Genomic DNA, 25241 nt, shown 5'->3' with positions numbered 1-25241 from the left:
CCAAGGCCGGGGCCATCGGTCGTAGGACCCCGCGAGAAAACTGGAGAGGTGGTGTTCGACAACAGGACTAAACGAATCAAGATAGAAGTGTCGTGGATGCAAAAAAGGCCGGTCCCCGAATAATCGGGCCGGCCTGTCCGTCACGAAACGCTCAAGATCGAGTTTCTATTGCCAATAACCAATGAGGTGTTCCGGAACGATACAGGGAAAAGGCAGCTTCGATGGTCCGCTGGACTGGGCGGGAAACCCCCGGCCGGTGGCCGGCCAGGGGAACCCGAACCCGTCAGCGGGACAGCGCGCCTGATTAGCGGCGCAGGCCCAGACGCTCGATCAGAGCGGCGTAGCGCGACTGATCCTTCTTCTTCAGGTAGTCGAGCAGACGGCGGCGCTGACCGACCATCACCAGCAGACCACGGCGGGAGTGGAAGTCCTTCTTGTGGCCCTTCAGGTGATCCGTCAGGTTGCTGATGCGCTCCGTCAGGATCGACACCTGGACCTCGGGCGAACCGGTGTCGTTGGTGCCGCGGGAAAATTCCTTGATCAGCTCTTGCTTGCGCTCGGGCGTAATCGACATCGGGGTCTCCTAAATCACGTGAGGTTGAGTACGCGCACCGGACGGACCTCCGCCCCCTCGACACGGGCCAACGCAACCGGCGTTCCGCCGAAAAGCGCAATGACGGTGCCATCCCCACCGTCAGCACCCTGAACCGCCATCAGGCGTTCACGATCCTGCCGGGTGAGGAGAGCGACCGTCTGGCCGTGCCTCAGTCGGTGCGCTTCCGCTTCCGTCAGGGCCAGCGCCGGGATGTCGTCCAGCGCGGTCTCGATCGGCAACAGAAGTCGTTCGACGGCCGCACCTTGCTCCATGGCGGCCAGTTCGTCCAGGGAAATCGCGCGGTCCAGCGTGAAGGACCCGACGCGCAAACGGCGCAGAAGCCCGACATGGCCGACCGTGCCAAGCGCTTCCGACAGGTCGCGGGCGAGCGAGCGGACATAGGTGCCCTTGCCGCAATCGACCTCGAACACCGCATGGTCGGCGTCCGGTTCCTCGACCAGCTCGAAGCGGTCGATGCGCACGGTGCGGGCGGCCAGATCGACCGCGTCGCCTTCGCGCGCGATGTCATAGGCACGCTCGCCGTCGATCTTGATGGCGCAGAACTGCGGCGGCACCTGCTGGATCTCGCCCAGGAAGGCGGGCAGGGCGGCGCGGATCTGCTCGGTCGTCGGCCGGTGGTCGGAGCGGTCGATCACCGCGCCTTCGCGGTCGTCGGTGGTGGTGCGCTCGCCCCAACGGATGGAGAAGCGGTAGGTCTTGGCGCCGTCCATGGCATAGGAGACGGTCTTGGTCGCCTCGCCCAGCGCGATCGGCAGGATACCGGTCGCCAGCGGGTCCAGCGTGCCGCCATGCCCGGCCTTCTCGGCGTTCAGCAGGCGGCGCACCTTCGAAAGCGCCTGGGTGGAGGTCATGCCTTCCGGCTTGTCCAGCACGATCCAGCCATGGATCGGCGTACCCTTGCGCTTACGAGCCACGACGGCCGCCCCGGCTCTCGTCCCCGCCTTCGCCCTCGCCCTTATCCTCGCCTTTATCCTCATCGTCGAGCATGGCGTGGTCGTCTTCGTCGAGGTCGTCGTCCTCGTCCGTCTCGTCCGGGCCGAGATCGTCGCCGTCCTCATCCCAGGAGTCGTCCTCGTCCTCATCCTCGTCATGGTCGTCGTCGCCGTTGACGCGACCCAGCGGATGGCCGCTCAGGTCGCGGGCGACCTCCGGGCTGTGCAGGATGCTGTCGATGCGGTGGGCGTAGTCGAAGGAGGTGTCGCCTTCGAAGCTCAGCGTCGGGGCATGGCGCAGGTTGACCATGCGCGCGACCTGCCCGCGCAGGAAGGCGGCCGCCCGCTTCAGGGCGACCTGGGCCTCCTCCATCCGCTCGCCGCCCAACGTCGAATAGAAGACAGTGGCGTTCGACAGGTCGGGGCTGATCCGCACCTCGGTGACCGTGACGTTCAGCGAGGCCAGCTCCGGATCGTGGAAGTCCCCGCGGCGGAACAGGTCGGCGAGGGCGTGGCGCACCTCCTCGCCGACGCGCAGTTGCCGTTGGGACGGGGGCTTGCCGGCGATGAACGCGCCGCGCTTCTTGCTGGCCATGGTACGTGTCTTTCGTCGATGTCTCTTGCCGGGCTGCTTCAGCTCACCGGCCGATCACACACATATGGGCGTCGTCAGTTTCCCACCCCAGCCATCTCCGCCGGGCGGAAGCAGGGCGTTGGCGATCACCCCAATATAGGAACAGGGCGCAGGACTGATCCCGCGCCCTTCAAAGCGAAGAAGGTCGCCCGGCCCGCTCCGGTGAAAACACCGGAAGGGGCCGGGCGGGCCGTCGGTCTTACAGCTCGCGGGCGATTTCCTCGATCTCGAAGGCTTCGATCTGATCGCCGGCCTGGATGTTGTCGTAGTTCTCGAAGGCCATGCCGCACTCGTAACCCTCGCGCACTTCCTTGACTTCGTCCTTGAAGCGCTTGAGCGTCTTGAGCGTGCCTTCGTGAATGACGACGTTGTCGCGCAGCAGGCGGACGCCGGCGCCGCGCTTGACGGTGCCCTGCGTGACCATACAACCGGCGACCTTGCCGACCTTCGTGATGTTGAACACCTCGCGGATGGTCGCGTAGCCGATGAAGCGTTCCCGCAGCGTCGGAGACAAGAGACCGGTCAGCGCCGCCTTCACGTCGTCGATCACGTTGTAGATGATCGAGTAGTAGCGGATTTCGACGCCGTCGCGCTTGGCGAGGTCGCGTGCCTGCGGGTTGGCGCGGACGTTGAAGCCGATGATCATCGCGTTGGACGCATTCGCCAGCGTGATGTCGGACTCGTTGATCGCACCGACCGAGTTGTGCAGGACGCGGACCTTGACCTCGGTGTTCTCGGCCGTGAGCTTCTCCAGCGAGCTGGCGATGGCTTCGATCGAGCCCTGCACGTCGCCCTTGATGACGACCGGCAGTTCCTTGGCCTCGCCGGCCTGGATGCGGCTGAACATGTCCTGCAGCGAACCGCGGGCGGAGGCCGCAACCACCGCTTCGCGCTTCTTGCGCTGGCGGAACTCGGCGATCTCGCGGGCACGGGCTTCGGACTCGACGACGGTGAAGTCGTCGCCGGCCATCGGCGTGCCGTTCAGGCCCAGGACCTCGACCGGGACGGCCGGGGCCGCCTCGTTGACGTTCTGGCCGCGGTCGTTGATGAGGGCGCGGACGCGGCCCCATTCGGCGCCGGTCACGAACACGTCGCCGACCTTCAGCGTACCACGCTGGACCAGCACGGTGGCGACCGAACCACGGCCACGCTCCAGCTTCGCCTCGATGACGACGCCTTCGGCGGCGCGCTCGGGGTTAGCCCGCAGTTCCAGGATTTCAGCCTGGAGGAGGATGGCCTCTTCCAGCTTGTGCAGGTTCAGCTTCGCCTTGGCCGACACCTCGACGTCGAGCACGTCGCCACCCATCTCCTCGACCACCAGCTCGTGCTGGAGCAGTTCCTGGCGGACACGCTCCGGACGGGCGTCCGGCAGGTCGCACTTGTTGATGGCGACGATGATCGGAACCTTGGCCGCCTTGGCGTGGCGGATGGCCTCGATCGTCTGCGGCATGACGCCGTCGTTCGCGGCGACCACCAGCACGACCACGTCGGTGACGTTGGCGCCGCGGGCACGCATCTCGGTGAAGGCGGCGTGACCCGGCGTGTCGATGAAGGTGATGCGCGAACCCGACTCCAGCTGCACCTGATAGGCACCGATGTGCTGGGTGATGCCGCCGGCCTCGCCCGACACCACGTCGGTCTGGCGCAGCGCGTCGAGCAGCGAGGTCTTACCGTGGTCGACGTGGCCCATGATGGTGACGACCGGCGGACGCGGCACCAGGATGGCGCCCTCTTCCTCGGTGGCACGCAGGCCGATTTCGACGTCGGACTCCGACACGCGGCGGACGCGGTGGCCGAACTCGGTGATGACCAGCTCGGCGGTGTCGGCGTCGATGGTCTGGTTGATGGTCGCCATCACGCCCATGCGCATCAGCGCCTTGATGACGTCGGCGCCACGCTCGGCCATGCGGTTGGCCAGCTCCTGGACGGTGATGACCTCCGGCAGGACGACGTCGCGGGTGACCTTCGCGGTCTCCTGACGGCTCATCTGCCGCAGGCGCTCACGTTCGCGGGCACGGCGGACGGCGGCCAGAGACCGGGTGCGGTCGCCGCCGTCATCGCTGAGCGCCTGCGAGACGGTCAGCTTGGTGCCCTTGCGGCGGTCGGCGCCGGCGGGAGCCTTGGCGGCGGGACGGGCGGGAGCGGCCTTGGCCGGAGCGCCGCCACGACCGCCCTTGCGGCGGTTGTCGTCCTCTTCCTCGACGGCGCGGGGGGCCGGAGCACCGGCACCGGGCAGCGTGCGGCCGGGAGCAGCATCGGCGGCGGGACGGCCGGCGGCACCACCGGGGCGCTGGTCGCCGGCCGGACGGGCACCGGCCGGACGCGCGCCGTCACGGCCCGCACCGTCGCGGGCGCCATCGCGGCGGGGCGCCGGTTCGGCGTCGCGACGCTTGGCGTCCTCGGCTTCCTTGCGCTTGGCCTCTTCCTCCTTGCGGCGGCGTTCGGCCTCTTCGGCGACCTTGCGGTCCGCTTCCTGGATGGCGCGCATCTCGTCCAGCTCGCGCTGGCGCAAGGTCTCGGCATCCAGAATGATCGGCGGCATTTCCGGCGCAGCCTGGGCCGGGGCTTCCGCGGCGGCCGGAGCGGCGGCTTCGGACGGGGCGGCCGGAGCGGCTTCAGGCTCTTCGGCGGCGCGGGCGGCGGCCTCGGCGGCGCGCGCTTCGGCGCGGACCGCTTCTTCCTCGGCCTCGATCCGGCGCTGCTCTTCGAACGCAGCGGCGCCACGAAGCGCACGCAAGCGCGATTCCAGCTCCTCGCGGGTCAGCTGGCGCCCGGCAGGGGCACCGCCGCCGCGGGGCCGTTGGCCCTGCGCACCGCGCATGGGCAGGCCCTGGGCAGCTTGACGCGCGGCGGCGCCGCCGTCGGCGACGCCGGGCACGGCGCCCTTTTCAACATGACGCTTGCGCTTGACCTCTACGGTCACCGCTTTTGACCGGCCATGGGAGAAGCTCTGCCGGACCTGGGTCTCGACCGGCTTCTTCGACTCCAGCTTTCCTTTGCTGGCGCCGGTTAGGTGCAAGACTTTCTTCTGGTCCTGGTCGTTGCTGTCGGTCATCGGTTCCCGAATGGTCAGACGTTACATCGCAGGCCGGCCGGCCGAATCGCCGACTCCCAAGCCCTTATCAGAATCCTGGTGCGCATCCCGGTCCCCTTGGGGACCTTTCAGGTCCAGGTGCCCCCGGGGACCTTTCAGCCCCCTCAGGCGTGCCGCTTCGCGGACCAGCCCAGCGGCCAGCCTGCCTCGCGCCACCACGGCATGCACCGCATGATCGCGTCCCAGCGCCGCGGCCAAGGCCGAGGACTCGAACAGATCGATCACCGGCAGCGACGGCGCGAGCGCCGTCACCTTGCCGCGCTGGTCCAGCGAGCCGTCCGCGGCTTCGACCAGCAGGGCCGGCGGGGGACCCGCACGGCCGACCTGGTTGGCCCTCAACGCCTCGCGCACCTTTTCGTATCCTGCCAGGACGTGACCGGCACGGCGGGCAAGGCCCAACGCGTGCAGACAACGCCGTTCCAGCAGCCGTTCCAGCCTTTCGGCCAGATCGGGCGGTACTTTCACCGCCCGGCGGGCCGCCTTGGCAAAAACGGATTTCCCCATGGCTTTCGCCAGGGCATCCCTGTCGGCCGTGACCCAAAGGCCGCGGCCGGGCAGACGTTCCTCCAGGTCCGGCACCACCTCGCCGTCGGGGCCGATCACGAAGCGGATCATGCCCTCTTTCGGCCCGACCGTACCCGACGCGATGCAGCGGCGCAGAGGCCCCTTCTCGTCGTCGGCCGGCAGGCGGTCCGTCCCGGCACCGTCATCCGGTGCCAATTCCTGATCCGGCACCGCATCCGCGGCGGCGGTCGGTGTCCGTTCGTCGTTCCGTTCGGTCATCCGATCGTCATCCGCTCGCGCGGTCCCGAATAATCGTTCCTGTCGGGCGCAGTTCCAACCGGCATTGCTGCCGGTCAGGCCTGCGCGCCCTGACCACCGGCGCTGCCATCTGCCGCAGGGGCCGTGGCGGCGCCGTCCTGTTCCTCACCCTCGAACCAGTGGGCGCGCGCGGCCATGATGATCGCGTTCGCTTCCTCTTCGGTGGGAGCGTCCTTGGCGCCGTCCTTGCTCAGGATCTCGACCAGCTCGTCGCCGGCCAGATCGGCCAGGTCGTCCAGCGTCTTCACGCCGTTCTCGCCCAGCTTCACCAGCTGCGTGGCGGTGAAGCCGGTCAGCTCGGCGACGATGTCCTCGACGCCCAGTTCCAGGCGACGCTCGTTGGCCTGCTCGTCCTGCACTTCCAGGAAGGCGAGGGCGCGCTGCTTCAGCTCGTCGGCGACCGACTCGTCGAAGCCTTCGATCTCGGCCAGTTCCTCGGTCTCGACGAAGGCGATCTCCTCGACGGAGGTGAAGCCTTCGGCGACCAGAAGGTGGGCAATCACGTCGTCGACGTCCAGGGCCTGCATGAACAGGGCGGAGCGGTTGTGGATTTCTTCCGACCGGCGCTCCGACTCTTCCTGTTCGGTCAGGATGTCGATGTCCCAGCCGGTCAGCATCGAGGCGAGGCGCACATTCTGGCCGCGGCGACCGATGGCCAGCGACAGCTGATCGTCGGGCACCACCACCTCGATGCGGCGGTTGTCGTCGTCGAGCACGACCTTGGCGACCTCGGCCGGGGCGAGCGCGTTGACGACGAAGGTCGCCGCCTCGCCCGACCACGGGATGATGTCGATCTTCTCGCCCTGCAACTCGCCGACGACCGCCTGGACGCGGCTGCCGCGCATGCCGACGCAGGCGCCGACCGGGTCGATGGAGCTGTCGTTGCTGTGCACGGCGATCTTGGCGCGCGACCCCGGATCACGGGCGACCGCCCGGATCTCGATGATGCCGTCGTAGATCTCCGGCACTTCCTGGGCGAACAGCTTCGCCATGAACATGGGATGCGTGCGCGACAGGAAGATCTGCGGCCCGCGCGGTTCCTCGCGGACGTCGAAGATATAGGCGCGGACGCGGTCGCCGTTCTTGAAATGCTCGCGCGGCAGCAGTTCGTCGCGGCGCAGGATCGCTTCGGCGCGGCCCAGGTCGACGGTGACGTTGCCGTATTCGACGCGCTTGACCAGACCGTTGACGATCTCGCCGTTGCGGTCCTTGTACTCGTTGAACTGGCGCTTGCGCTCGGCGTCGCGCACCTTCTGCACGATCACCTGCTTGGCGGTCTGGGCGGCGATGCGGCCGAAATCGATCGGCGGCAGCGGGTCGACCAGGAAGTCGCCGATCTTGGCGCCGGGCTTGCGGCGCTGGGCGTAGGGCAGGGTGACCTGCGTCGCCTCGTTCTCCACCGCCTCGACCACCTCCAGGTGACGGGTCAGATGGATGTCGCCGGTCTTGCGATCGATGCGGGCGCGGATGTCGTGCTCGTGGCCGTACTTGGAGCGGCCGGCCTTCTGAATCGCCTGCTCCATCGCCTCCAGGACTTCGTCCCGGTCGATGTTCTTTTCGCGGGCGACCGCGTCAGCGACTTGCAGCAGTTCCATCCGTTACACTTCCTGAGTCGGTCTTGTGTGATGCCGGTCTTGCGTGATGTCCGGTCGGGTCGGCGGGGTGGGGGCAGGCAATCCAGGCTAGGCAGTCCGATGGCGCGTCCTGATGGACGGGTCCGTCAGTTCTGCAGGCCCTCCTGCTGCTCCTGGCTGGCGCGGATCAGCTCGTCCGTCAGCACCAGCTTGGCGCGCAGGATATTGTCGAACTCCAGCCGGGCGGCTCCCTGTTCGGTGTCGATGCACACGAGGCCGTCCTCGACGCCCTTCAGCATGCCTTTGAAGCGCTTGCGGCCGTCGATGGCCATGCGGCTTTCCAGCCGGGCTTCGAAGCCGGCGAAGCGCTCGAAATCCTTGAGCCGGGTCAGCGGCCGGTCGATGCCGGGCGAGCTGACTTCCAGCGTGTAAGCCTCGCGGATCGGGTCTTCCACGTCCAGCAGGGCCGAAACGGAACGGCTGATGTCGGCACAATCCTCGACGGTCATGGGCGCGCCGTCGGCGCGCTCCGCCATGATCTGGAGGATCGCCCGCTGGCCGCCGGAGATCTGTACGCGCACGACCTCATAGCCCATGGCTTCGACCGACGGCGTGATGATCTGTTCGATGCGACCTGTAGCGTCCATTCCACCCAACCCAAAGCCTGCGGCCGGGATCGAACCGGACGAGGTTTCCACAACAGAAGGTTCAACAAGCGCGTGCTTCCACACGCTCATAAAAAAATAAGTGGGCAAAAGCCCACCCGCAAAGCGTCTCGCCGGCCGGGTTGCCCGGGCCGCCGATCCGTATGGGTTCTCAGCGGTGAATATAGTCATTCCGTCCGATGCCGCAAGCCTTTTCCGGTCCGATCGCCGTGCTCGGCCGGAATCTCAAGCGGAACGGGTATGCGTCAGCCCCGCGGGCGGCGGACGAACCGCATGAAGACCGGCTTGCGGCCGGCGGCGATGGCCTTCTCCTCATAGCGGGTGGCGGGCCAGTCGTCGGGGCGGATGCGCCAGTCCGACGGGCGGCGCGCCGTCCACTCGAAATCGGGATGATTGACCGTGTGTTCAAGCATCCAGCGCACCAGACCCATGTCGTCGCTGGCCAGACGCAGCTCTGCGCCGTCCTTCAGCACGCGGGCGAGCCGCGGCAGGTTCTCCGGCCCGATGAAGCGGCGGTCGGCATGGCGCTTCTTCGGCCAGGGGTCGGCGAACAACACGAAGGCGCGGCCGATGGAGGCGTCAGGCAGGGCGTCCAGCAGCGGCCGGGCGTCGTCGGGCTGGATGCGTACATTCCGCAGATCGTCGTCATCGACCATGCCCAGCAGGCCGGCGATGCCGTTGAGGAAGGGTTCCGCGCCGATGAAGCCGACATCCGGATGGTGCCCGGCCTGCCAGGCGAGGTGATGGCCCATGCCGAACCCGACCTCCAGCCAGACCTCCCGTTTCGGGCTGTCGAACAGGCCGGCGGGGTTCAGCCTGTCGCCGGGCTGCGGCAGCGTGATCTGGAGCTGCGGCAGCAGAACGTCGATCAGTTCCGTCCGGCGCTTGCGCAACGGCCGGCCCTTGCGGCGCCCGAACAGGCGGTTGGAGCTTTCGGCGAGGGGGCCGGAGGTGCTGTCGTCGGTCATATCGGAACGCTGTATCGGGAAAAGGGATGGGCCTCAAAAGAAAGCAGGGGCCGTTGCCAGCCCCTGCCGTCCATCCGCCTTGCGGCGGGTCCTATGGTGCGAACGCGCTTTTACAGGAAGGCGCTGCGCAGGTCGCCGACCAGATCGGTCTTCTCCCACGAGAAGCCGCCGTCCACCTCCGGCTCGCGGCCGAAATGGCCATAGGCGGCGGTGCGGGCGTAGATCGGCTTGTTCAGTCCCAGATGCGTGCGGATGCCGCGCGGGGACAGGTCCACCAGCTGCTGCAGCACATCGGACAGGCGATCCTCGTCGACGTTGCCGGTGCCGTGGGTGTCGACATAGACCGACAGCGGCTTCGACACGCCGATGGCGTAGGAGACCTGGATCGTGCACTTCTCCGCCAGTTCCGCGGCGACGACGTTCTTGGCGAGGTAGCGGGCGGCGTAGGCGGCCGAGCGGTCGACCTTCGTCGGATCCTTGCCGGAGAAGGCGCCGCCGCCGTGCGGGGCCGCACCGCCGTAGGTGTCGACGATGATCTTGCGGCCGGTCAGGCCGGCGTCACCGTCCGGGCCGCCGATGACGAAGCGGCCGGTCGGATTGACGTACAGGTGCTTCGGGTCGCACATCCAGCCTTCCGGCAGGCAGTTGACGATGTGCGGCAGGACGATCTCGCGCACGGCGTCCTGGTCCAGCCCCTCGGCATGCTGGGTCGACAGCACGATGGCGGTGGCGCGGGTCGGGCGGCCGTCGACGTACTGCAGGGTGACCTGGCTCTTGGCGTCCGGGCCCAGCTGCGGGGCGGCGCCGGAATGGCGCGCCTCGGCCAGCGACTTCAGGATGGCATGGCTGTAGTAGATCGGGGCCGGCATCAGCGCCGGGGTCTCCCGGCAGGCATAGCCGAACATGATGCCCTGGTCGCCGGCACCCTCGTCCTTGTTGCCCGCGGCGTCGACGCCCACGGCGATGTCGGCGGACTGGGAGTGGACGAAGCACTTGACGTCCATCTTCTCCCAATGGAAGCCGTCCTGCTCGTAACCGATGTCCTTCACCGCGGCGCGGGCGACTTCGACCAGCTGGTCGGCCTTGATGCTGTCGGGGCCGCGAACTTCGCCGGCCAGAACAACCTGATTGGTGGTCGCGAGCGTCTCGACGGCCACGCGTGCCTGCGGGTCGTGCGAAAGATAAAGATCGACGATGGCGTCGGAAATGCGGTCGCAGACCTTGTCGGGATGACCTTCCGACACGGACTCGCTGGTGAAGACGTAGTTCAGCTTTGCCACGGGAAACCTCGGCATTCGGCGGCACGCTATTTCATGAGCCGAAACGGCAGACCGGTACAGCGGCCGCAGACACCGATCCAAAACGGGTTGTGACAAGGAATTCAGCCGGGGTCAAGAAATCTACCGGCGGTAGGGCCCCGGACCGATTACCGCAGGCGCCGCACGAAGGGGGAGCACGGTCGAGCCCGTGCCATCCCCGTTCGGTGGGTATCACATGCCGTGTGGCAACCGGCAGGAGGTACTTGACGACGTTACTCGGCGGCTTCCGCAACGGCGGCGCTGGCCACGGCCTTGGTCAGTTCGAACAGGCGCTTGCGCACCGACGGATCGCTGATCTTGTAGTAGGCGCGGACCAGTTCCAGCGTCTCGCGCTTGGCCATCGGATCGGGCTCGTAGGTGCTGGCGGAGCGCTCTTCGGTCGCACCGGACTCGTCCTCGTCGTCGACGCGGGCGGCAGCCGCTTCGGCCGGCATGTCGTCGAAGAAGAAGGAGACCGGCACATCCAGGACGCGGCTGAGATCGAACAGACGCGACGCGCCGATGCGGTTGGCGCCGCGCTCGTACTTCTGCACCTGCTGGAAGGTCAGGCCGATCGCCTCGCCGAGTTTCTCCTGGCTCATGCCGAGAAGCGTGCGGCGAAGACGGACGCGGGATCCGACATGGACATCGATGGGATTCGGCTTTCCGGTCTTCGGACGGCCGGCACCCGCACGGCGCCCGCGCGGCGCCCCAGTTTCAGTCTGCATCTCGTTTATCCCTGTAACGGTTGTGCAACCTAGTTACGACATATCCACGTATGCAGTCAAGCCCGCTCCGGTCAAGCCGGTTACACGAAATTGTTCTGCCTGTGGCGGGCGTATTGCCCGTAATGCTGCGTCACCGGTGATATCGCGAGGCCAGAGCCGCCAGAAAACAGCCTAGAAGCACTATGCCGAAAATCCAGTCTCCCATACGGGCATAGGCTGTGACGCCGTCAGGCGCTTCCGGCAACGTGGTATCGATGAAGCCCCGCTCACCCAGACCGAGCAATTGTTGCACACGACCGTAGGAGTCCACCACCCCGGATATTCCCGTATTCGCCACCCGCACGAGCGGCAGTCCTTCCTCCACGGCACGGACCTGATTGATCGCAAAATGCTGGTGCGGACCGGCGGTGCGGCCGTACCAGGCGTCGTTGGTCAAGTTGAGCAGCCAGTGCGGCCGGTCCGCGGTGTCGACCACGGCGCCGGGGAAGATGCTCTCATAGCAGATCAGCGGGCTGAAGGAGGGCAGGCCGGCCACACGACCTTCCAGGTCCAAGGTGCGCGGACCGGGGCCGGCCGAGAACTCCGCCCCGTTGCCGGCGATGGCACCGACGGGCAGCCATTGCCGCAGCGGCATGTACTCGCCGAAGGGCACAAGGTGGAACTTGTCGTAGTCGGCGACTGCCGCACCGCTGCCGTCCACCGCCACCATGCCGTTGAAATAACGACGCTCGCCGTCCGCACCGACCGTCGTGCGCGGCGCCCCGGTGATCAGCAGACCGCCCGGCGGGATGACGGAGGCCATCGCCTGGCGCACCCGCGCATCCTCCTCGACGAAGAAGGGGACGGCGGTTTCCGGCCAGATGATGACGTTGGGCGGTGGGGCCGACGGATCGGCCGGCGGGGCGGCGGACAGGGCGAGATGGTTCTGGAAATTCTGCACCCGCTCGGCCGGCGCCCATTTCAGCCGCTGGTCGATCGCCGCCTGGACCAGCCGGAGACGGACGCCCGGCACCGGCTCGTCCACCGCGCCGGCCAGCCTCCAGGCGCCCCAGCCGCCCAGCACTGCCAGCAGCGCCAACCCGGCGGCAACGCCGGCCCAAGCGCGGCGTGGCGTGGTGTCGCGGTCGGGCAGGGCGGCGGGCAGAGAGGCGACCAGCACCGTCACCAGCGTCAGCCCATAGATGCCGACCAGCGAGACGGTCTGCAGCACCGGCAGCACCCCGACCCAGCCATAGCCGATCAGGTTCCAGGGAAAGCCGGTGAAGACGTGGCCGCGCAGCCATTCCCACAGGCACCAGCAGGCGGCGAACAGCAGTGGTCGGCCCAGCCCGATGCCGAAGCCGCGCCGGCGCAGCATGTGGAAGGTCAGGGTGGCGCCGCCGCTGAACATTGCCAGCAGGATCGGCAGACCGACGGCCGACAGCGGCAGGGCCCACCAGAAGCGCTCGATATCGGTGAACAGGGCGGCGCTGATCCAATAGAGTCCCAGCAGGTGATGGCCGAAGCCGAAGAACCAGCCGAGGGCGAAGGCACTCTTCTTCGTCTCCACCCCGTCCAGCAGCCAGATCAGGCCGGGAAAGGCGACCAGCAGCACCGGTATCAGGTCGGCCGGCGGAACCGCCAGCGTGGCGAGCCCACCCAGCAAGGCCGCGGCAGCCAGCCGGCGCCAGCCGGTCAGCGCGGCCAGCCGCGCGGAAACACGGCCCAGCCGGGCGGGGACGGGCAGCGCATCGGTGACGGTCAAGACGGGAAACTCCGGCAGCGGCAAGGAATGGCGGGCGGCGCCATAGGTAATGCGGCCGGACAGGGGCGCCAAGGCTGTTGTGGGCGGAGCTGTGTTGTCGGGGTGGGGGAGGCGTCAGACCCCCACCCCAATCCTTACGCCGTCTCCGCCAGCTCCGAACTGTTGGCCGGGACGTTGTGGACGCGCAGGCGCTTCAGGCGGCGGGAGTCGGCGTCGACGATCTCGAACTCCAGGCCCGAGGGATGGATCAGCCGCTCGCCCAGCCCCGGCACGCGGCCGGCGATGGAAACGACCAGACCGCCCAACGTGTCGATGTCCTCACGCTCCTCCTCGGACAGGACCGGGCCGACGCGATGCTCGAAATCCTCGATGGGCAGGCGGGCGTCGGCGATCAGGCTGCCGTCGGGACGCTCGACCAGCCGCGGCGCCGCGGTCTCGTCATGCTCGTCCTCGATCTCGCCGACGATCTCCTCCACCAGATCCTCGATGGTGACGAGGCCGTCGATGCCGCCGAACTCGTCCACCACCAGGGCCATGTGCTGTCGGGTCTGGCGCATCTGCACCAGCAGGTCGAGCACATGCATGGAGGGGGCGACGATCTTCGCCTCGCGGATGATGCCGGTCAGGTCCGGCTTCTGGCGCAGGCCCTCGGGCGAGGCGGCCTGCTTCGCCAGCAGGGTCAGCACGTCCTTGATGTGGATGATGCCGACCACGTCGTCCAGCGTCTCGCGGAACACCGGCAGGCGGGAATGGCCCTCCTCGGCGACGCGCTGGACCAGGGCAGGGAAGGGGGTGTCGATGTCGACGGAGATGATGTCGGCCCGCGGCACCATGACGTCGGCGACGGTGCGGTCGCGCAGCTTCAGGATGTTGGTCAGCAGCGCCCGCTCGCCGGCGCCCAGCGAATCCTCGCCGTCCTCGCTCGCGGCATCGTCCAGGCCGGAGATCAGCTCTTCGATCGTGCCGCGCAGGGAATTGTCCTCGCGGCCGCCCCAGACGGTGCGGAGCCACCCCTTGAACAGGTGGCCCAGGGAATGGTCTTCGGCCCCGTGGTCATCACGGGGCGTGCGACTGTCGGATATCTCGCTCATCGGTCCGGCGGTTGGTGGTTGGCGGCGTAAGGATCGGCGATTCCGAGCGTGGCAAGCAGCCGGGTTTCCAGCGCCTCCATCTCCTCGGCCTCGTCGTCCGTCTCGTGATCATAACCCAGCAGATGCAGAACACCATGCATCACAAGGTGAGTCATGTGGTCTTTGAAGCTTTTCCCCTGTTCGGACGCCTCGCGGGCGACCGTTTCATAGGCGAGGATGACGTCGCCCAGCATCACCGGCACGCCGTCTTGCGCCTCCGGCTCCTCCGCCTCGGTCAGGGCGAAGGACAGGACGTTGGTCGGCTTGTCCTTGCCGCGATACTCGCGGTTCAGCCTGTGGACCAGCTCGTCGTCTGCCAGCACGACCGACAGCTCGGCAGGGCCTTCCTCGTCGTCATAGGCCGCACCCAGGGCGGCGAGCGCCGCGCGCTCCGCCAGCCACTCGGCATCCTCCGCCCAATCGCCGGCTTCACGTGAAACAGTGATGTCGACCGCGCTGGTCATTCCGGATCTCCGACGATCGCAGGGCCGTTGCCGGTTGTTTCGGGTACGGAACTGATACGGCGGGCCTGTTTGCGTTCCGCCTCGCGGGCATCGGCCTGGTCATAGGCGCGGATGATGCGGGCGACCATCGGGTGGCGGACGACGTCGGCGTCGGTGAAGCGGACGAAGCGCACGCCCTCCACCCCGCGCAGGATGTCCAGCGCGTCGCGCAGGCCCGACCGGGTGCCCGACGGCAGGTCGATCTGCGAGATGTCGCCGGTGATGACCATCCGCCCGCCTTCGCCGAGACGGGTCAGGAACATCTTCATCTGCATCGGCGTGGTGTTCTGCGCTTCGTCCAGGATGACGAAGGCGTTGCCCAGCGTCCGACCGCGCATGAAGGCCAACGGCGCGATCTCGATCTCGCCGGACTCCAGCCGCTTCTTCACCTGTTCCGCCGGCAGCATGTCGTGCAGCGCGTCGTAGAGCGGACGCAGGTAAGGATCGACCTTTTCCTTCAGGTCGCCGGGCAGGAAGCCCAGCCGCTCCCCGGCCTCGACCGCCGGGCGCGACAGCACGATGCGGTCGACCTGACCGGTGGTCAGCAGGGCCACCGCCTGTGCCACCGCCAGATAGGTCTTGCCGGTGCCGGCCGGACCGAGGCCGAAGACCAGTTCGCTCTCCGCCAGAGCCTGCAGATAGGCGGCCTGGGTGGGGGAACGCGGTGTGATCGGGCCGCGCCGGCGGGTGCGCAGGGCAATCTCGGCCCGGGTGATGGTCGCCTGCTGCCCCGGCGCACGAGGCTCTTCACCAGCCGACACGCCGGCGAAACCGGGATCGGCGGTCGCCATGCGGACGGCGCCGTCGACCTCGCCGCCGTCGATGGTCTGGCCGCGGGTCAGCCGCCCATACAGGCTGTTCAGCGCCGCCTGGGCCGTTTCGGCGGCATCGGACGGGCCGGAGATGGTCAGGGTGTTGCCGCGCGAGATCAGCGACACGCCGAGAAGGGATTCGATGCGGGCGAGGTGGCGGTCATGCTCCCCGTACAGCATCGGCAGAAGCCGGTTGTCATCGAATTGAACGTCGATACGCCGTTCGGGCAGACCGTTCAAGCGCTTGCCTCCAAGGTTACGGCAGGCTGGAAGGGAGAGGCGGTGGTGTGTTCACCGGTTACGACCGTGCCGGCGAGGCTGTTGGCCAGCGCGGCGTCGACCCGCACCTCGACGATGCGGCCGAGCAGCCGTTCGTTCGCCTCGGCATGGACCGACTGCATCCACGGGCTGCGGCCCAGCAACTGGCCGTCGCGGCGCCCGACACGGTCGAACAGGACCGGCACGCTGCGGCCGATGAAGCTGTGGTTGAAGGCGACCTGCTGGGCGTTCAGCAGCTGGTGCAACGCTGCCAGCCGGGATTCCTTCACCTCTTCCGGCACCTGGGATCCCTCGACCGAGGCCGGGGTGCCGGGGCGCGGGCTGTATTTGAAGGAATAGGCCTGGGCATAGCCGATGTCGGTGACCAGCTTCAGCGTCGCGGCGAAATCGGCGTCGCTCTCGCCGGGGAAGCCGACGATGAAGTCGCCGGACATCGCCAGATCGGGCTTGGCCGTGCGCAGCCGGTCTACCAGCCGGCGATAGTCGTCGGCGGTGTGCTTGCGGTTCATCGCCGCCAGGATGCGGTCCGACCCCGCCTGCACCGGCAGATGCAGGTAAGGCATCAGCTGCGGCACCTCGGCGTGGGCGCGGATCAGGTCGTCGGCCATGTCGCGCGGGTGCGAGGTGGTGTAGCGGATGCGCTCCAGCCCGTCGATCTCCGCCAACTGGCGGATCAGCCGGCCAAGGCCCCAGGTCGTGCCGTCCGGCCCGTCGCCATGCCAGGCGTTGACGTTCTGGCCCAGCAGGTTGACCTCACGCGTGCCGCCGGCGACCAGCCGCTTCGCTTCGGCCAGGATCTGGTCGGCGGGGCGGGAGAACTCGGCACCGCGGGTGTAGGGCACGACGCAGAAGGTGCAGAACTTGTCGCAGCCCTCCTGCACCGCCAGGAAGGCGGAGACGCCCTGGCTGCCGGCTTCCTCCGGCAGGAAATCGAACTTGGATTCGGCCGGGAAGTCGGTGTTCAGCACGCTGCCGGCGGCACGGCTGGCCTTCGCCACCATCTCCGGCAGGGTGTGATAGGTCTGCGGGCCGAAGACCATGTCGACGAAGGGGGCGCGGGCGACGATCTCCTCGCCCTCGGCCTGGGCGACGCAGCCGGCGACCGCCAGGATCATCCGGCCGTCCTCGGCCTCCGCCTTGCGGTCCTTCATCTGGCGCAGCCGGCCCAGTTCGGAGAAGACCTTCTCAGCGGCCTTTTCGCGGATGTGGCAGGTGTTCAGGATCACCATGTCGGCGCCGTCCGGCTCATCGACCGGTTGGTAGCCCAGCGGTGCCAGGACGTCCGCCATCCGGGCGGAGTCGTACACGTTCATCTGGCAGCCCCAGGTCTTGATGAACAGCTTCTTGGTCAACCCGCACCCTTCCGCTTGCAACAAAAACGAATAGCGCGCTCACGATGCTGCGTGGCGCGCGGCACGCCGCATGTCCGGCGTCGCTCCTGAAAAGATGGTATCGCGTGTGGGGCGAATCGAGTCAATCCCGCTTCGCCCCACCCATGTTTGCAACGACGTCGTTTCCGCAATGCGGACCGAGGGCCGGAATGGTCACGCCGCGCCGGCTTGCAGGCCGTCGCGCCAGAACCAGTCGGTCCGGCGCACGCGGTCAGTCCAAAGTCGCTCCGCCGCCGTCCGGCTGAACAGGGCGCTGAAAGGGACGGGGGTGTCTCCCGCCAGGACAGGCGCGTTCGCAGCCGGGGCGGCCAGCACCGAGCTCATCACCGGGGTGGCGCCGATGGCAACCTCCTGCGCATCCGCCTGTTCCGGCTTGCCGATCATGCCGGCGGCGCCGGCCAGCGAGCCTTCGACCAGCTCCAGGCCCAGCAGCCGGTTCATGTCGACCGGACCGGGCATCTGCATGCCCAGCGTCAGGGCGCGGGAGAAGCCGAACCGCTCGTAATACGGGGCGTCGCCGACCAGGATCACCGACTTGTGGCCCAGCGCCACCGCCTTGTTCAGGCTCATCCGGATCAGCTTGCTGCCCAGCCCGCTGCCCTGCAGGTGGGCGGCGACCGCGATGGGGCCGAGCAGGATGGACTGGGTGGTGCCGCCGACCAGGATCGGCCAGTAGCGGATGGTGCCCACCACCACCTCGCGCCCATGCTCGTCATGTTCGATGGCGACGAGGTTCAGGGCGGGGATGGAGTCGACGCCGTCGCGCAGCCGGTAGGCGGTCTTGGAGAAGCGGTCGGGACCGAAGGAGGCGTCCAGCAGGGCTTCGATGGCGGCGGCGTGCTTCGGCTCTTCGACGGTGATGATCATGCGTTGGGCTCCCGGCGGGAAGAAAGTCTTCTCAGAAGGCTTTTGAAGGGCGGATCGCGCCGCCGCCGGAAGGCCGGGGGTGTCAGGTCCCCGTTGTGCCTTTGGCGTTCGCACGCGACCCAAGGACGGCCGCAACCGCGATGCGCGGTGCGAGGCTCCGTCGTCGGATGCGAAGGGCGTGCGAACGAGACATGGACAAGGCTCTTCGGCCGTTGCTGGGACTTGCGCATATATCATCGTCTCCCCCCTGTCGCAAGACCATGCAGACCCGGAGACTGCGCATGACTGTATCCATCCCAGTGCGGGCATGTCGCATCATTGTCCGGCCGCGTTCTGGACAGTGCGGAGAGGGGACTTTATCCTGCGCGGAACCGCCGCCCGGCCACCCGGACTCCCCAGCCGGAACCCCAAGCCGCCGGCCCGTTTTTACGGCCGGCGCCGTTCATCGGACCGCCCGCCATGTACACCGCCGTCACCCACGACATCCGCGTCACCGTCCAGCCCGTTTTCCTGGAAGACCAATCCGCCCCGGCCGAGGGGCGCTTCGTCTGGGCCTATCACGTCCGCATCGAGAACGAAGGCAGCGAGACGGTGCAGCTGCGCACCCGCCACTGGCGCATCACCGACGCCATGGGCCGCGTGCAGGAGGTGCGGGGGCCCGGCGTGGTCGGCGAGCAGCCGGTGCTGGAGCCGGGCGACCATTTCGAATACACCAGCGGCACCCCGCTCGGCACGCCGTCCGGCATCATGGCCGGCAGCTATGGCATGGAGGGGGAGGACGGGCGCGCCTTCGACGTGACGATCCCGGCCTTCTCGCTGGACAGTCCGCACCAGCCGATGCAGCTGAACTGATCGAACGTCCCGACTTCCCGGCAACTCCGGACGCAGACGAATAATACAATAGAATGTGTGTGGATATTGGAAGAAATTAACAGGCGGCTTTGACAATCCGCATGGCTGTCCGTACTTTGTCCATAGCTTGCAGGCCATGGGGCAGGACCTAAATCTAGGGACTTCCGACAGGCGGCAAGCGGCGGAAACCGTGGCTGGCGCCGCCGCTCCGCATTTTGCGAATGGGTTCTTTCGTCTTGCTGCCCGTTCGGTTGATCCGCCGGGGCTTCGGCTCCGTACTGACGACGGAAGTGACGCCAGACACGATGGGCGTGTTGCGCGACGGCCGTCGGATTGCGGCCATCGGCTTCGCGCAGGGCGTTTCCCAGTTATGGAAAGGATGTTTCCCGTGACGGCTACCAAGACCCCGCACGCCAAGCCCCCGGTCGCCGACAACGTGCTTCGCGGCCCCGGCCTTTCCCGGCCCGACCCCGTCGCCCGTCCGTCCCGCACCGAGGCGGAAGAGGCCGTGCGCACCCTGATCCGCTGGGCCGGCGACGACCCGGCGCGCGAAGGGCTGGTCGGCACGCCGGACCGGGTCGTCCGCTCCTATGAGGAATTCTTCGCCGGCTACGGCATCGACCCGGTCGAGATCCTGTCGCGCACCTTCGAGGAGACCGACGGCTACGACGAGATGGTCGTACTGCGCGACATCCGGGTGGAGTCCTATTGCGAGCACCACATGGTGCCGATCATCGGCAAGGCGCATGTCGCCTATCTGCCGCGCCGCCGCGTCGTCGGCATCTCGAAGCTGGCGCGTCTGGTCGAGGCTTACGGCAAGCGCCTGCAGATCCAGGAGAAGATGACGGCGCAGATCGCCAACACCATCGACGAGGTTCTGCAGCCCGAGGGCGTCGCCGTGGTGGTCGAGGCGCAGCACCAGTGCATGACCACCCGCGGCGTCCACAAGACCGGCGTGACCATGGTGACCAGCCGCATGCTGGGCGCCTTCCGCACCGACCCGTCGACCCGCCGCGAATTCCTGACGATGATCGGCAACCCGTCCTCGCGTGGGATGGAGTGAGCGTCTCCCTCTTCCTGTTCGGGGAGAGGGCTTTACACCCATAACGCCGCCTGCCAAGCTCCCGCCGCACTTTGTCAGTGAGCGGTGTGGAGCATGGCGGCGAAGGTGACACCAGCGGTCAACGCGGCGAAGGCGGCGGGCGTCGCCTTCCGGCTGATGGAGTACGAGTACGACCCGTCGGCCGACGCCATCGGCCTGCATGCGGCCGAATCGCTCGGGCTCGATCCCGCCATCGTCTACAAGACCCTGATCGTCCAGCTTGAACCCAAGGCGCTGGCCTGCGCCGTCATCCCGGTCGCGGCCAAGCTGGATTTGAAGGCCATCGCCGCGGCAGCGAAGGCGAAGAAGGCCGACCTTGCCGACCCGGCGCTGGCGGAAAAAACCACGGGATTCCTGGTCGGCGGCATCAGCCCGCTGGGCCAGAAGAAGGCGCTGCCGACCTTCATCGACGCGAGCGCCGAAGCGCTGCCGGAAATGGTGGTGAATGGCGGCCGGCGCGGCCTGCAGATCGTGCTGGCCCCGGCCGATCTGGCCAAGGCGACGAAGGCGACGGTCTGCGCCATCGTCGCGCACTGAAACCGGAACGGTGGTGGTGACCCCGGCAGGACTCGAACCTGCTGCCTCAAGTTTAGGAAACTCGCGCTCTATCCTGATGAGCTACGGGGCCACTTGCGCGGCACCTTAACGGTTTCGCCGGCAAGGTGAAAGTGGCTTTTGGGGGAAGCGCCTCCTCACGGCGTCAGTCGGAATAGCGTTCCTCCAGCCACGGGTCGGCGTGGTTGTTGTAGCCGCGGACTTCCCAATAGCCTTTGTGGTCGCTTGCCAGCAGCTCGATCCGCTTCACCCACTTGGCACTCTTCCAGAAATACAGCTTGGGCAGCACGATCCGCACCGGCCCGCCATGGTCGCGGCTGATCGGCTGGCCTTCCCAGGTTGTGGCGAGCAGCACGCCCTCGTCGTCGAAGTCCGACAGCGCGACGTTGGTGGTGTAGCCGTCGAAGGAATGGAAGACGACGAAGCGTGCCTCCGGCTTCGGCTGGGCCAGTTCCAGCAGGCGGCGGGCGCTGACGCCCTCCCACCGGTTGTCGTAGCGCGACCAGGTGGTGACGCAATGGATGTCGGAGACGAAGCTGTCCTGCGGCTGGGCCTGGAAATCCTCCCAGGTCCAGGACAGCCGGTTCTCCACCAGCCCGTCGACGGCGAGCGTCCAGTTGGCGGTCGTCACCTTCGGCGTGATGCCGAGGTCGAGCACCGGCCAGTCGGTCACCAGACGCTGGCCGGGCGGCAGCCGGTCGCGTGCCGGGTCGGCGGCTTGTCCGGTCAGCGCGCGGCCGTCGCGTGCCCATTGCTCCTTGGTGGCGACCAGCTTGTCGCGGATGGCGCCGTCCTGCCCGATCCGTTGATCCGGTTCCAATCCGCTGCTTCCGTCCGATCCGGCGGGTGTGTCGTTCATGGCTCGTCCTTTTCTCCGATTCCGGCTTTTCCGGCAGGGGGCCCGCTTAAAAAAGGAACAGACAGTCGGGTTGGCAAGCGGAAGCGGGAGAACTAACTTCCCGAAGCCCGGCATATTGGAGCCACAGTTCCGCGCCAGGGTTCCGCTTTGCCGCTGTTTGCCACCGCTTTCCGAAGACCAGCCGAGTGATTTGCCGATGATCCGGTCCGCAACGCCTGCCGCACCCGCCCTTGCACGGGGCTGGCGTTTGTTTTTGTCCGGCGGCTTTGCCGTCCTGCTGCTCGCGGCTCTGCTCGCCGGAGCGGGGTTGGCGGGATCCGCCGCGTTGGCCGCGTCGCCGGCACCGGCCGCCGCCGCTCCGGCCGCTGCCCCGGCTGCCGGTGCCGCCGCCCCAGCCTCCACCGCCCCGGTGGTGGTCGACGAGGGGACCGTGCAGCAGCTGGAGGCGCTGGTCGGCACGCTGGAGAACCAGGATGCGCGCACACAGCTGGTCAGCCAGCTGCGCAACCTGATCGCCGCCCAGCGCGGCCTCGCCCAGGCCAAGGAAGCCGAGGGCGAGTCGGCGCTGCCGCAGACCCTCGGCGCCCGCGCGCTCTCCTTCCTGGCGGCGCGGATGGACGTGGTCAGCCGCCAGCTGGTGCAGGTCGCCAACGTCTTCTCCGACCTGCCGGGGGCACTGTCCTGGGTCCAGCGGCAGGCGCAGGACGACACCGCCCGCGACCGCTGGGTCCAGATCGGCATCCAGCTGGCGATGATCCTCGGCATCGGCGCGGTGGCGGCCCGTGGAATCGCCTGGCTGCTCAGCCGGCCGCGACGGGCGATGGCGGCCCGCCATGTCGGCTCCGCCCTGCTGCGCATTCCGATGCTGCTGGGCCGCGCCGTGCTGGAGCTGGCGCCGATCCTGGGCTTCATCGTCGTCGCCTATACGATCCTGTCGGTGACCGAACCGGCGCCGCGCGTGCGGCTGGTGGCGCTGGCGGTGGTGAACGCCACCGTCATCACCCAGGCGATTCTGATCCTGGTGCGCATGCTGTTCGCGCCGGACGCGCCGAACCTGCGGCTGGTCCACACCAGCGAGGCCGGGGCGCGGCGTTGCTACATCTGGTCGCGCCGGCTGATCGCGGTCGCGGTCTACGGCTATTTCCTGGCGGAGGGCGCCTATGTGCTGGGCCTGCCGCTGGGCGCCTACGGCGCGCTGCTGAAGCTGCTGGGCGTGGTGATCGCCGGCATGCTGATCGCGCTGATCCTGCAGAACCGCGTCGGCGTCGCCGAGTGGATGCGCGGCAACCCGCTGTCGGGCGACGGCGACCCGCTGGCGACCGCCCGGCGCGAGGCGGAAGGGCAGGGGGCGGTCCTGCGCACCGCGCGCCGCCGCTTCGCCGAGATCTGGCACGTGCTGGCCATCCTCTATGTCGTGGTGACGCTGGGCGTGTGGGTGCTGAACGTCTATGGCGGGTTCGAGTATCTGGCCCGCGGCACCGCCGTGACCGTGCTGTCGGTGGTGGTGGCGCGGCTGCTGGTGACCGGGCTGAACCGGACGCTGCGTCGCGGCCTGACCATGAACCGCGAGCTGGCCGGCAACCTGCCACAGCTCCACACCCGCGCCTTCCACTATCTTCCCATCGTCCAGCGCATCGGCAAGGTCATCATCTGGCTGGTGGCGCTGGGGGCCGCGCTGAACGGCTGGGGCGTCGACACGCTGGGACTGGTCGAGTCGGCCGCCGGCCGCCGCATCGTCGGCAGCGCCATCTCCATCGGCCTGCTGCTGGCCGGCGCCATCATCGCCTGGGAGGTGGTGAGCGCGCTGATCGAGCATCTGCTGCGCGCCACCGACAAGAACGGCGCCCGCATCGAGCGCAGCGCCCGCATGCGCACGCTGCTGCCGCTTCTGCGCAACGCCTTCCTGATCCTGCTGGTGACGATGGTGTCGCTGATCACCCTGTCGGAACTGGGCGTCAACATCGCGCCGCTGCTGGCCGGTGCCGGTGTCGTCGGTCTGGCCATCGGTTTCGGCTCGCAGACCCTTGTCAAGGATATCATCACCGGCCTGTTCATCCTGTTCGAGGACACGGTGTCGGTCGGCGACGTGGTGGATGTCGGCGGCGGCCATTCCGGCACGGTGGAGGCGATCTCCATCCGCTCCATCCGCCTGCGCGATGGGGCCGGCGCCGTCCATTCCGTGCCTTTCAGCGCCGTCACCACCGTGAAGAACATGAGCAAGGACTTCTCGGTCACCCTGTTCACCGTCACGGTGTCCAACCGCGAGGATCCCGACCGCATCATCGCCGTGCTGAAGGAGACCGGTGCCGAGGTGCAGGCGCAGCCGCAGTTCGCCGCCGACATCCTGAACCCGTTGGAGGTGCTGGGCGTCGACAAGCTGTCCGACACCGGCATCAACATCCTGGCCCAGTTCAAGACCCGCCCGACCCGTCAGTGGGGCGTCACCCGCGAGTTCAACCGCCTACTGAAGAAGAAGTTCGACGAGCTGGACATCGCCATGCCGACCCAGTCGATGCAGCTGGTCGTCGGCCAGAACCCGCACGACCGTGCGCTGGCGGAGGCGCTCAGCCAGGGGTCCTGACCGCCAGGGCCCCAACCAAGGGCCAAGCTCCGACTGTACCGGAAAGGGAACCGCCCGGCATTGCCGGGCGTTCTCCTTTGTCCGTCCGATGAATCGGAGCGTGCTGCAAAATGCTCAGCGATGCCTTTTCCCGTTTCGCCCGCTGGATGGAGCGTCAGTCCGGTCGGCCGGGTGCGTTCGTCACCGCCTTCGCGGTCGTGCTGCTCTGGGGCCTGACCGGGCCGCTGTTCCACTTCTCCGACACATGGCAGCTGGTGATCAACACCGGCACCACCATCGTCACCTTCCTGATGGTGTTCATCATCCAGAACGCCCAGAACCGCGACACTCAGGCCATCCATCTGAAGCTGGACGAACTGATCCGCGCCACCCACTCCGCCCGCAACGGCATGATCGACCTGGAGGAGATGCCTGAAACCGAGTTGGCGAAGGTGAAGCGCAGCTTCGAACGCCTCGCCAAGACGGCCGAGTGCCTGGACCACCGCATCGACGAGAAGGTGGAACGCGCGGTCGAACGCGAGGTGGACGAGGAACTCGACGAACGCGGGGTGCCCGATACGTCGGATCGGCGATAAAAGGCGTTCCGTCGGATCGGCGGTAGGAGACGTTAGCCGGCGGGTGCCGGCGGGCAGGGCGGACGGCGCCAAGCGCGCAACGCGTCGTCCAGCGCGCGGGCGAAGCTGGAGCGTTCGGCCGGCGACAGGAAGGACCCGACCCCCACCGACTGGCCATGCGAACTCAACGTGACCTGCCCGGCCGGACCGCGGCGATCATGGTCGGCACGCTCGTCATGGGTGATCCGCAGCCAGTAGGGATGGAAGGACCAGCGGCGTTCCGGCGCCTTCCAGTGGACGCGCTGCACCGTCAGCGCGCTCTCCGTCAGCTGCACCCGCTCATACTGGCGGGCGGAGCGGTAGCTGACGCGGAAGGCCAGCCACAGCGCCAGCACGTCCAGCCCGCAGAAGGGCACCACCGGCCAGGCGCCATGGGAGACGAAGATGCCGGCCACGATCAGGTTCATCATCACCACCACGCCCATCAGGACCCGGAAGCCGTTGCGGCCCAGGCTGCGGTGCGGATGGAGGATGGCGTCGAAGAACACGCGCACGGCACCGCTTCCGCCGCCGCTCTCCGCAGGGGCGGGGCCGTCGCCGGGCTGGCCATCAGGCTGGGGGCCGCTGATGTCGATGGGCATGACCGCCATCCTAACCCAGCGGAGGCCGGCAAAAAACCGT

The 25241-nt window shown here is 67.8% G+C and carries 22 protein-coding genes, 1 tRNA gene and 1 pseudogene; 5 read left to right on the top strand and 19 right to left on the bottom strand.

The annotated features are described in order from the left end of the window. Nucleotides 1-304: 304 nt before the first annotated feature. The 16 genes and pseudogenes from rpsO to ACCD06_RS16430 all read right to left on the bottom strand — a co-directional run bounded on the left by rpsO (nt 305) and on the right by ACCD06_RS16430 (nt 18057). On the bottom strand, nt 305-574 hold the full coding sequence (gene rpsO, locus ACCD06_RS16505) for a 30S ribosomal protein S15 (RefSeq protein WP_063635662.1): 270 nt from the start codon (nt 572-574) through the stop codon (nt 305-307). Nucleotides 575-588: 14 nt separating this feature from the next. Next, nucleotides 589-1530: a tRNA pseudouridine(55) synthase TruB gene (truB, locus tag ACCD06_RS16500; protein WP_109074899.1), complete on the bottom strand. Its 942-nt coding sequence runs from the start codon at nt 1528-1530 to the stop codon at nt 589-591. Between the two features lie 103 nt (nt 1531-1633). Next, a pseudogene (rbfA, locus tag ACCD06_RS16495) lies at nt 1634-2143 on the bottom strand (30S ribosome-binding factor RbfA); the annotation flags it as partial. 238 nt (nt 2144-2381) lie between these two features. Continuing rightward, the gene (infB, locus tag ACCD06_RS16490) at nt 2382-5237 is read right to left on the bottom strand and encodes a translation initiation factor IF-2 (protein WP_109074897.1); all 2856 of its coding nucleotides are present in this window, start codon (nt 5235-5237) and stop codon (nt 2382-2384) included. 21 nt (nt 5238-5258) lie between these two features. Beyond that, nucleotides 5259-6059 (bottom strand): RNA-binding protein, encoded by an 801-nt coding sequence (locus ACCD06_RS16485; RefSeq protein WP_413341868.1) that lies wholly within the window; start codon nt 6057-6059, stop codon nt 5259-5261. Nucleotides 6060-6133: 74 nt separating this feature from the next. After that, nucleotides 6134-7693 carry a transcription termination factor NusA gene (nusA, locus tag ACCD06_RS16480; RefSeq protein WP_109074895.1) on the bottom strand — a complete coding sequence of 520 codons (1560 nt, stop codon included), beginning with the start codon at nt 7691-7693 and terminating at the stop codon, nt 6134-6136. A gap of 125 nt (nt 7694-7818) precedes the next feature. Next, nucleotides 7819-8319: a ribosome maturation factor RimP gene (gene rimP / locus ACCD06_RS16475; protein ID WP_085090529.1), complete on the bottom strand. Its 501-nt coding sequence runs from the start codon at nt 8317-8319 to the stop codon at nt 7819-7821. 263 nt (nt 8320-8582) lie between these two features. Beyond that, entirely contained in the window at nt 8583-9305 is a 723-nt protein-coding gene (trmB, locus tag ACCD06_RS16470; RefSeq protein ID WP_136704810.1) for a tRNA (guanine(46)-N(7))-methyltransferase TrmB, read from the bottom strand. 110 nt (nt 9306-9415) lie between these two features. After that, on the bottom strand, nt 9416-10600 hold the full coding sequence (gene metK / locus ACCD06_RS16465) for a methionine adenosyltransferase (protein WP_413341865.1): 1185 nt from the start codon (nt 10598-10600) through the stop codon (nt 9416-9418). 236 nt (nt 10601-10836) lie between these two features. Then, nucleotides 10837-11331 (bottom strand): helix-turn-helix domain-containing protein, encoded by a 495-nt coding sequence (locus ACCD06_RS16460; protein ID WP_109074892.1) that lies wholly within the window; start codon nt 11329-11331, stop codon nt 10837-10839. 130 nt (nt 11332-11461) lie between these two features. After that, the gene (lnt, locus tag ACCD06_RS16455) at nt 11462-13075 is read right to left on the bottom strand and encodes an apolipoprotein N-acyltransferase (RefSeq protein ID WP_413341863.1); all 1614 of its coding nucleotides are present in this window, start codon (nt 13073-13075) and stop codon (nt 11462-11464) included. 134 nt (nt 13076-13209) lie between these two features. Beyond that, nucleotides 13210-14166, bottom strand: a complete 957-nt coding sequence (locus tag ACCD06_RS16450) for a hemolysin family protein (protein ID WP_109074891.1) — start codon at nt 14164-14166, stop codon at nt 13210-13212. Then, nucleotides 14163-14669: an rRNA maturation RNase YbeY gene (gene ybeY / locus ACCD06_RS16445; protein ID WP_109074890.1), complete on the bottom strand. Its 507-nt coding sequence runs from the start codon at nt 14667-14669 to the stop codon at nt 14163-14165. Before ybeY ends, ACCD06_RS16450 begins: the two co-directional genes overlap by 4 nt. Continuing rightward, entirely contained in the window at nt 14666-15760 is a 1095-nt protein-coding gene (locus ACCD06_RS16440) for a PhoH family protein (RefSeq protein ID WP_109074889.1), read from the bottom strand. The genes ybeY and ACCD06_RS16440 overlap by 4 nt, the downstream gene beginning before the upstream one ends. Then, nucleotides 15757-17151 (bottom strand): tRNA (N6-isopentenyl adenosine(37)-C2)-methylthiotransferase MiaB, encoded by a 1395-nt coding sequence (gene miaB / locus ACCD06_RS16435; protein ID WP_136704807.1) that lies wholly within the window; start codon nt 17149-17151, stop codon nt 15757-15759. The genes ACCD06_RS16440 and miaB overlap by 4 nt, the downstream gene beginning before the upstream one ends. Nucleotides 17152-17343: 192 nt before the next feature. Then, the gene (locus tag ACCD06_RS16430) at nt 17344-18057 is read right to left on the bottom strand and encodes a GNAT family N-acetyltransferase (RefSeq protein WP_109074887.1); all 714 of its coding nucleotides are present in this window, start codon (nt 18055-18057) and stop codon (nt 17344-17346) included. 459 nt (nt 18058-18516) lie between these two features. On the opposite strand from ACCD06_RS16430, the gene apaG reads away from it, so the two are divergent. The 3 genes from apaG to ybaK all read left to right on the top strand — a co-directional run bounded on the left by apaG (nt 18517) and on the right by ybaK (nt 20548). Then, complete coding sequence (gene apaG, locus ACCD06_RS16425; protein ID WP_109074886.1) at nt 18517-18909, top strand: Co2+/Mg2+ efflux protein ApaG; 393 nt, start codon at nt 18517-18519, stop codon at nt 18907-18909. Between the two features lie 436 nt (nt 18910-19345). After that, entirely contained in the window at nt 19346-19972 is a 627-nt protein-coding gene (gene folE, locus ACCD06_RS16420) for a GTP cyclohydrolase I FolE (protein WP_109075001.1), read from the top strand. Nucleotides 19973-20065: 93 nt separating this feature from the next. Continuing rightward, a complete protein-coding gene (ybaK, locus tag ACCD06_RS16415; RefSeq protein WP_199230777.1) occupies nt 20066-20548 on the top strand; it encodes a Cys-tRNA(Pro) deacylase in 483 nt (160 codons plus the stop codon). A 14-nt stretch (nt 20549-20562) separates the two neighbouring features. On the opposite strand, the gene ACCD06_RS16410 is transcribed toward ybaK, so the two are convergent. Both ACCD06_RS16410 and ACCD06_RS16405 read right to left on the bottom strand, forming a co-directional pair. After that, nucleotides 20563-20639, bottom strand: a tRNA-Arg gene (locus ACCD06_RS16410). 72 nt (nt 20640-20711) lie between these two features. Next, nucleotides 20712-21425, bottom strand: a complete 714-nt coding sequence (locus ACCD06_RS16405) for a sulfite oxidase-like oxidoreductase (RefSeq protein WP_136704806.1) — start codon at nt 21423-21425, stop codon at nt 20712-20714. A 247-nt stretch (nt 21426-21672) separates the two neighbouring features. Between ACCD06_RS16405 and ACCD06_RS16400 the strand changes: the two genes are divergently transcribed. Both ACCD06_RS16400 and ACCD06_RS16395 read left to right on the top strand, forming a co-directional pair. Next, nucleotides 21673-24006: a mechanosensitive ion channel domain-containing protein gene (locus ACCD06_RS16400; protein ID WP_247871310.1), complete on the top strand. Its 2334-nt coding sequence runs from the start codon at nt 21673-21675 to the stop codon at nt 24004-24006. Nucleotides 24007-24116: 110 nt separating this feature from the next. Next, the gene (locus ACCD06_RS16395) at nt 24117-24581 is read left to right on the top strand and encodes a low affinity iron permease family protein (RefSeq protein WP_413341858.1); all 465 of its coding nucleotides are present in this window, start codon (nt 24117-24119) and stop codon (nt 24579-24581) included. 32 nt (nt 24582-24613) lie between these two features. Here ACCD06_RS16395 and ACCD06_RS16390 read toward each other — a convergent pair whose 3' ends face one another. Continuing rightward, nucleotides 24614-25201, bottom strand: a complete 588-nt coding sequence (locus ACCD06_RS16390) for a DUF2244 domain-containing protein (protein WP_413341856.1) — start codon at nt 25199-25201, stop codon at nt 24614-24616. Between the last annotated feature and the right edge of the window lie 40 nt (nt 25202-25241).

The sequence above is a fragment of the Azospirillum sp. CT11-132 genome, assembly GCF_047302835.1.
Lineage (GTDB): Bacteria > Pseudomonadota > Alphaproteobacteria > Azospirillales > Azospirillaceae > Azospirillum.
This window is presented reverse-complemented; position numbering and strand designations above follow the sequence as displayed.